Annotated in this window: 6 protein-coding genes and 1 pseudogene; 4 read left to right on the top strand and 3 right to left on the bottom strand. The window is 70.5% G+C overall.

Annotated elements, in window-relative coordinates; all coding sequences use genetic code 11:
* Window positions 1-66: 66 nt before the first annotated feature.
* Together ABZ260_RS45125 and ABZ260_RS45130 are read right to left on the bottom strand one after the other, a co-directional pair.
* On the bottom strand, window positions 67-993 hold the full coding sequence (locus tag ABZ260_RS45125; RefSeq protein WP_355630426.1) for an MBL fold metallo-hydrolase: 927 nt from the start codon (window positions 991-993) through the stop codon (window positions 67-69).
* A gap of 188 nt (window positions 994-1,181) precedes the next feature.
* Window positions 1,182-2,540: a DUF1015 domain-containing protein gene (locus ABZ260_RS45130; protein ID WP_355630429.1), complete on the bottom strand. Its 1,359-nt coding sequence runs from the start codon at window positions 2,538-2,540 to the stop codon at window positions 1,182-1,184.
* Between the two features lie 121 nt (window positions 2,541-2,661).
* Between ABZ260_RS45130 and ABZ260_RS45135 the strand changes: the two genes are divergently transcribed.
* Window positions 2,662-3,093 carry a tetratricopeptide repeat protein gene (locus ABZ260_RS45135; protein WP_343968972.1) on the top strand — a complete coding sequence of 144 codons (432 nt, stop codon included), beginning with the start codon at window positions 2,662-2,664 and terminating at the stop codon, window positions 3,091-3,093.
* A gap of 50 nt (window positions 3,094-3,143) precedes the next feature.
* Complete coding sequence (locus ABZ260_RS45140) at window positions 3,144-4,151, top strand: HAD-IIA family hydrolase (protein ID WP_355630434.1); 1,008 nt, start codon at window positions 3,144-3,146, stop codon at window positions 4,149-4,151.
* A gap of 61 nt (window positions 4,152-4,212) precedes the next feature.
* Here ABZ260_RS45140 and ABZ260_RS45145 read toward each other — a convergent pair whose 3' ends face one another.
* Window positions 4,213-4,560, bottom strand: a complete 348-nt coding sequence (locus ABZ260_RS45145; protein ID WP_355630438.1) for an SCP2 sterol-binding domain-containing protein — start codon at window positions 4,558-4,560, stop codon at window positions 4,213-4,215.
* Between the two features lie 437 nt (window positions 4,561-4,997).
* On the opposite strand from ABZ260_RS45145, the gene ABZ260_RS45150 reads away from it, so the two are divergent.
* Together ABZ260_RS45150 and ABZ260_RS45155 are read left to right on the top strand one after the other, a co-directional pair.
* Window positions 4,998-5,171 (top strand): hypothetical protein, encoded by a 174-nt coding sequence (locus tag ABZ260_RS45150; RefSeq protein ID WP_350918720.1) that lies wholly within the window; start codon window positions 4,998-5,000, stop codon window positions 5,169-5,171.
* A pseudogene (locus ABZ260_RS45155) lies at window positions 5,168-5,713 on the top strand (TlyA family RNA methyltransferase); the annotation flags it as partial. The gene ABZ260_RS45150 and the pseudogene ABZ260_RS45155, both read left to right, overlap by 4 nt.
* Window positions 5,714-5,800: the final 87 nt, after the last annotated feature.

The raw sequence follows: 5,800 nt of genomic DNA on the forward strand, positions 1-5,800 counted from the left end.
CGGGCGAACGGCCCGTTCACCCGAAATGGCGATTCCAGTGCGGTCCTGGGCCCAGGGGACGCGTCCTTACGACTCTGTCCGGTCCAGCCAGTGCAGGATTCCAGCCACGTTGGACGGGGCGCCGCTCAGCAGTTCGAACTGCTCGGCGGTGGCCTCGTCCGCCTTCAGCGCCGCATAGCGGTCACGGGTCCGCTCCCTGACCATGGCCACCGCGTGGTCCAGGTCCATGGCCTGCGCGCGGGCCTGACGGGTCAGGTCGACCCAGACGCGCAACTCCTCGGCGGAGCGTCCCAGGATCTCTTCCACGTCCGTGACCGGCCCGTAGTGGCTGAAGAGCAGCCGTTGCGGGCCCAGCGCCTTGAACAGGGCGATCGAGTCCAGCGCGGTCCGCAGGTCGAAGTCCGGCGGGGGCGTGGCGGGGCGTAGGTCGCCCGTCTCCGGAAGGTAGACCCCGGCGGCGTCGCCGACGTAGAGGTCACCGGTGCCGGAGTCGATGAGCCCCACGTGATGTTTGGCGTGTCCCGGGGAGTGGTGGCTGCTCAGCGTGCGTCCGTTGCCGAGGTCGATGGTGCCTGTGTCGCCTAGCGCGCGAATTCGTGAGGCTTCGGTGGGGGAGAGTTCGCCGAACAGGGTGTCCAGCTTGTCGCCCCAGACCATTCGCGCGCTGGCCATCAGTCTGGACGGGTCGGCGAGATGCCGGGCGCCTTTCTCGTGAACCACGATCTCCGCGTCCGGGTAGAAACCGGCGATGTCCCCGACTCCGCCCGCGTGGTCCAGGTGAATGTGCGTGACAACGACCGTGGCGAGATCCGCCGGGCCGACGCCCAGCGAGGTCAGGGCGTCGCGTACCACGGGAGCCGAGGTGGAGGTACCCGTCTCCACCAGGCAGGGCCGATCTCCGAGAATCAGGTATCCGGCCGTGATACTGGAGTATCCGGCCATCCTCGTGTCGATCTCATAGACGTCTCCGCCGAGGGCGGTGATGTTGTCCACAGGTCACCTCATAACTGGAACCGGCGTCCCCAGAACGGTATTCGGCCATTCCGGTGCAGCTCACATCGTAGAGAGTCGTCCTTGGTCGCTCGCTTCCGTACGCGAAGAAAGGTGTCGCAGGCAAGCGACCCGGTGCCGCTTGTGAGGGCCGCTGAGCTGTCGTCTCCGGGGTGAACGTGTGATCCCGGTCACTGTTCGGACCTCCAGGAGCCAGAGGCCTCGGAGTCGCTCAAAGCCCCGGCTTCCTGGGGGGCCAGACCGCTCGTGGGCGGGCTCTGGGCCGAAGTGCTGAGCAGACGCAGGACCAGGCCGGTGCGGGGCTTGGGGCCGAAGGAGGTGGACTTGCGGGGCACCCGTTCTCCCCGGGCCGCGATCGCGAGCACGTCCTCGACCGCCAGCGGGCGCAGCAGCACCGCCGTCCCGCCGGAGGCCCGCGCGAGCTGTGTGGCGGCCTCCGGATCGTGGTGGACGACGCGCACCGAACGCTCGTCGTCCCGCATCCCCCACACCTTCGGCAGGAGGAACTCCGCGAGGATGGAGGTGTTCAGCGCCCGCCATCCGGCCGAGCGGTCGGTCGGCATGGCGTGCGCGAGCCGGTCGGGGTCGGGGTCGGTGAGCAGGTAGGTGGGGCCCCCGCCGGACAACAGGTAGGCCGGTCCGGTGCTCTCCTCCAGCGCGGCCAGCCCCTCGGCCAGGCCCGCGTGCTCCCGTACCTGCCAGGAGCCCCTGGCCTTGGCCAGCGCCTCCCCGAGCGGCAGTTCGGGAATGACCCGATGGATGGCCTTCAGATGCGGGGGGTAGGCGCCGGAGTCCACCAGGAGTGCGAGACCGAAATCCCAGGGCCCGGGCTCCGCGGGCCTTGAGGCGTGGTGTTCCCGCTGGAGTTCGAGGTAGGTGGCGTAGCGGTGGTGTCCGTCGGCGATCAGGGCCTGGCGAGGGCGGAGATCGGCGTTGATGGAGGCGAGCTCACCGGTGTCGGTGACGGCCCACAGCCGGTGTCTGACCCCGTCGCCGGTCACCGCCTCCGCCAGCGGAGGCCGGGATGTGGCGGTCCGGTCGACGAGGCGGGTGGCGGCGCCGCCCGCGCCGTCGTAGAGCAGGAAGATCGGCTCCAGGTTGGCCTCCGTGGTGCGCATCAGCGCCAGCCGGTTGGCGACCGGTCCGGGCATCACGTTCTCGTGCGGCAGGACGATGTGCTGGTCCGGCCCCGCCAGGCCCACGTCGCCGATGAGTCCGCGCTGCAGGATCCCGGGCCCGGACTGCTCGTAGACGTAGATCGCGGGTGTCTCGTCGGCGGCCAGCACGCCGGAGGAGAGCCACTCCTGAAGCCTCTCCCGCGCCTCGGCGTACCTGGGCTGGTCGATGCCGGGAAGGATCAAACGCACCACGTTGTTGGGGTGGGTGTCGAGCAACTCCCGTACGCCCGCCTCGTCGATGAGATCGTAAGGCGGTGAGGTGACCCCGGCCAGATCGTCGACCGTGAACCGTACGCCGCGGAACGGGCGTAGCACCAGCCCGTCGGGCACCGGCAGTTCAGGATTCGCCATAGAGGGCATGCTGCCATAAAGGCCTGAAACGGCCGGGCGCCGTCTCAAGGCTGCGGTGGTGCCCGGTCCCGTCAGGGAGTCGGCCAGATCTGTCGTCTGTCGATGAAGGAGGCCTCACACAATGGTCCAAGGACGTAGCGGTCCGTCTGATTCCCCCAACCCCGAGACGGGCGCTCCGGTCGGGGACGTCTACGAATGGTTTCAACGAGGGATGAGGTTGCTGGCCGAGGGGAGCCCGGCGGCGGCTGCCGCGCTGCTGGAGCGGGCGGCCTACGCGGAGCCGGAGTCCCGGAGCATCCGTGAGGCTCTCGCCCGGGCGCAGTTCAACTCCCGGCAGTACGCCGACGCGGTCGACAGCTTTCGTTGGATCATCGATGCGAATCCAGCCGAGGACTACGCGTATTTCGGTCTCGGGCTCGCCCTGTGGCGGACCGGGGACATGGAGGGAGCCCAGGAGCCGCTGGCCATCGCCGTCGCGATGCGGCCCGACCAGCGGCACTACGTCTCCGCTTTGAAAAGCGTGCGCGCCACGTTACGGGCCCGCCGGATGTGATCCGTATGTGATCTGTGCGAGCAATGGAACGTGGGTGATGAAATAGGCCAGTGGACACGAATGCGCTGATCGACCTGTACGACACCCTCCTCCTTGATCTCGATGGGGTGGTGTATCTCGGGCGCGACGCCGTACCCGGGGCGCCCGAGGCGCTACGCCGGGCGGCGGAGCGTGGCGTGCGCCTCGCCTATGTCACCAACAACGCCTCACGTACCCCCGGCGCCATCGCCCAGCACCTGAGCGCGCTGGGCGCTCCGGCGACCCCCGACGACGTCGTCACCTCCGCCCAGGCCGCCGCACGGCTCGTGGCCGAGCGGGTCGAACCGGGTGCCGCGGTGCTGGTGGTCGGCGGGATGGGACTGCGCACCGCGTTGCGCGCCCATGGTCTGCGCCCGGTCAGCACCGCCCTGGACAGCCCGGTCGCGGTCGTCCAGGGCATAGCCCCCGACCTCTCCTACGGCCTGCTGGTCGAGGGGACACTCGCGGTGCGGGAGGGGGCGCTCTTCGTGGCCGCGAACGCCGACTCGACGATGCCGACCGGCAGAGGCGAGTTTCCCGGCAACGGCGCGATGGTCAGGGTCATCGCCACGGCGACCGGGGTGGAGCCGATCGTCGCGGGCAAGCCCGAGCCGCCCCTGCACCGGGAGTCGATGCTCCGTACCGGATCGCGGCGGCCCCTGGTGGTCGGCGACCGGCTCGACACCGACATCGAGGGGGCGACCAACGCCGGAGTCGACAGCCTGCTGGTTCTGACGGGGGTGGCGAGCGCGCTCGACGTGCTGACCGCCGCCCCCCGGCACCGGCCGACCTATGTCGCCGGCGATCTGTCCGCACTGCACCGGCCCTATCCCGAGGTACGGCGGGCCGGGGGCGGGTGGACCTGCGACGGGTGGACGGCCCGCTGGGAGGGGGGTGCCCTCACCCTTGAGGGGGGAGGTGAGCCGCTCGACGGCCTCCGCGCCGCCTCAGCCGCGACCTGGGAGGCCGCGGGGGAGGGCCGGGCGGACGAGGACGCGGTGAAGGCGGCACTCGACTCCGCGCTCTCGTCCGCCGGCTGAGAGGGCCACCTTCGTCCAGGCGGCCTCTCCCCTCAGGTGATCCCGCCCTCGGGCGGGATCCTCAGAGAAGCTTGCGCAGGCGGAGAAGGTCTCCGAAGCTGGCGTCGACCCTGACCCGGCCGCCGAACACGGCCCGTCCCATGTCGAGTTCCCCGTTGACCAGGGCGACGAGATCATCGCTGCCGATGGTCAGCTTCACCTCGGCGTCCCTGTCGTCGTCCGAGGGCAGATCCTCGAAGGGGCCGAGGCCGCCGTGGTGGATGCGACCATAAAAGGTCACGCCGAGATCCTTGATGTGGCAGCTGATACTGCGCTCGACCACGTGCTTGGCGCGGCTTGCCTGGTCAACCTCGTCGAACTGCTCGCCGAGTTTGCGCAGTGCCGCCCGGCACTCGTCGACGGTCGCCATCGCGTGGCGCTCCCTTCTCTTCCGGACCGGCCTGAATCCCTTTCAGGTACGGACGGTAGCGTTCCACATGGGTACGGCATGCAATCCGGCGCGGGGGTGTGCCGGGAAAGAGGCGTACACCGCGGCGTACGAAACCCCGAGGAGGGTGCGCTTGGGCGGCCGCCGACCTTAACGAGATGACAACGCGCGAGACCCCCGCGTTAGTTCGCGCTTTACCCAGCTTTGAAGAACCCGCTCTCCTGACCCACGCCGGGGCGGAGGGAGGCGGGCGGCGACGGAACCGGGGAGGCCCGCCGGGGCGACGGGGGACGCGGGTTCCGATACGGTCGGGGAATTCACGGGCACGGGGCCGGTGAGCGTCGCGTCCGTGCGGCGGCAAGGGGCGCCGAGACGGCCACGACGGCCGAGGCGGCCAGGAGAGGATCCGGAGGGGGCGCATGACGGACCTGCTTGAGGAGACGGGCGACGAGCGGGCGGACGCCGCGCTGGGCGGGCTCGCCCGGCTCGGCGCCCTGCCCGTCTCCGCGCACGCGGACGTCTTCGAGGAGGTGCTCACCGGACTGGAGCAGACGCTCGCCTCGGTGAACGACGTCCCGGACCGGCACCCGTGAGCCGGCGGGCACGCCTCGACAGCGAACTCGTCCGCAGGAGGCTGGCGCGGTCCAGGGAACAGGCGGCCCAGCTCATCGAGGCCGGCAGGGTCAGCGTCGGCGGCCGGGTGGCGGCCAAGGCGGCGACCCAGGTCGACACCGCCTCGGCCATCGTGGTGGTGGAGGCGGCCGAGGGCCCGGACTACGTCTCGCGAGGGGCGCACAAGCTCCTCGGCGCGCTGGAGGCATTCGGTCCCCTCGGCCTCACGGTCGCCGGGCGCCGCTGCCTGGATGCCGGTGCCTCCACCGGAGGCTTCACAGACGTGCTGCTGCGCGGCGGTGCGGCCCACGTGCTGGCCGTCGACGTCGGCTACGGCCAGCTCGCGTGGTCACTGCGGACCGACGACAGGGTCACGGTCATGGAGCGGGTCAACGTCAGGGACCTGACGCCGGACATGGTCGGCGAGGCGCCCACCCTGGTCGTCGGAGACCTCTCCTTCATCTCGCTGCGCCTGGTGCTGCCCGCCCTGGTGCGCTGCGCCGCCGAGCGGGCCGATTTCGCGACACCCGGGGACGCCACCTCGGAGAGCTGACGACCCCCCGCAACATGAAGATGACCACCACCGACAGCGGTCCCCGGCGCAACTTCG

It is taken from the genome of Streptosporangium sp. NPDC006013 (assembly GCF_040614275.1).
Taxonomy (GTDB): Bacteria; Actinomycetota; Actinomycetes; order Streptosporangiales; family Streptosporangiaceae; genus Streptosporangium.

What these genes read in the sequence shown, in the direction of transcription:
- ABZ260_RS45130 (WP_355630429.1), bottom strand. Translation starts at nt 2,540, where the DNA reads ATGGCGAATCCTGAACTGCCGGTGCCCGACGGGCTGGTGCTACGCCCG.
- ABZ260_RS45150 (WP_350918720.1), top strand. Translation starts at nt 4,998, where the DNA reads ATGACGGACCTGCTTGAGGAGACGGGCGACGAGCGGGCGGACGCCGCG.
- ABZ260_RS45135 (WP_343968972.1), top strand. Translation starts at nt 2,662, where the DNA reads ATGGTCCAAGGACGTAGCGGTCCGTCTGATTCCCCCAACCCCGAGACG.
- ABZ260_RS45145 (WP_355630438.1), bottom strand. Translation starts at nt 4,560, where the DNA reads ATGGCGACCGTCGACGAGTGCCGGGCGGCACTGCGCAAACTCGGCGAG.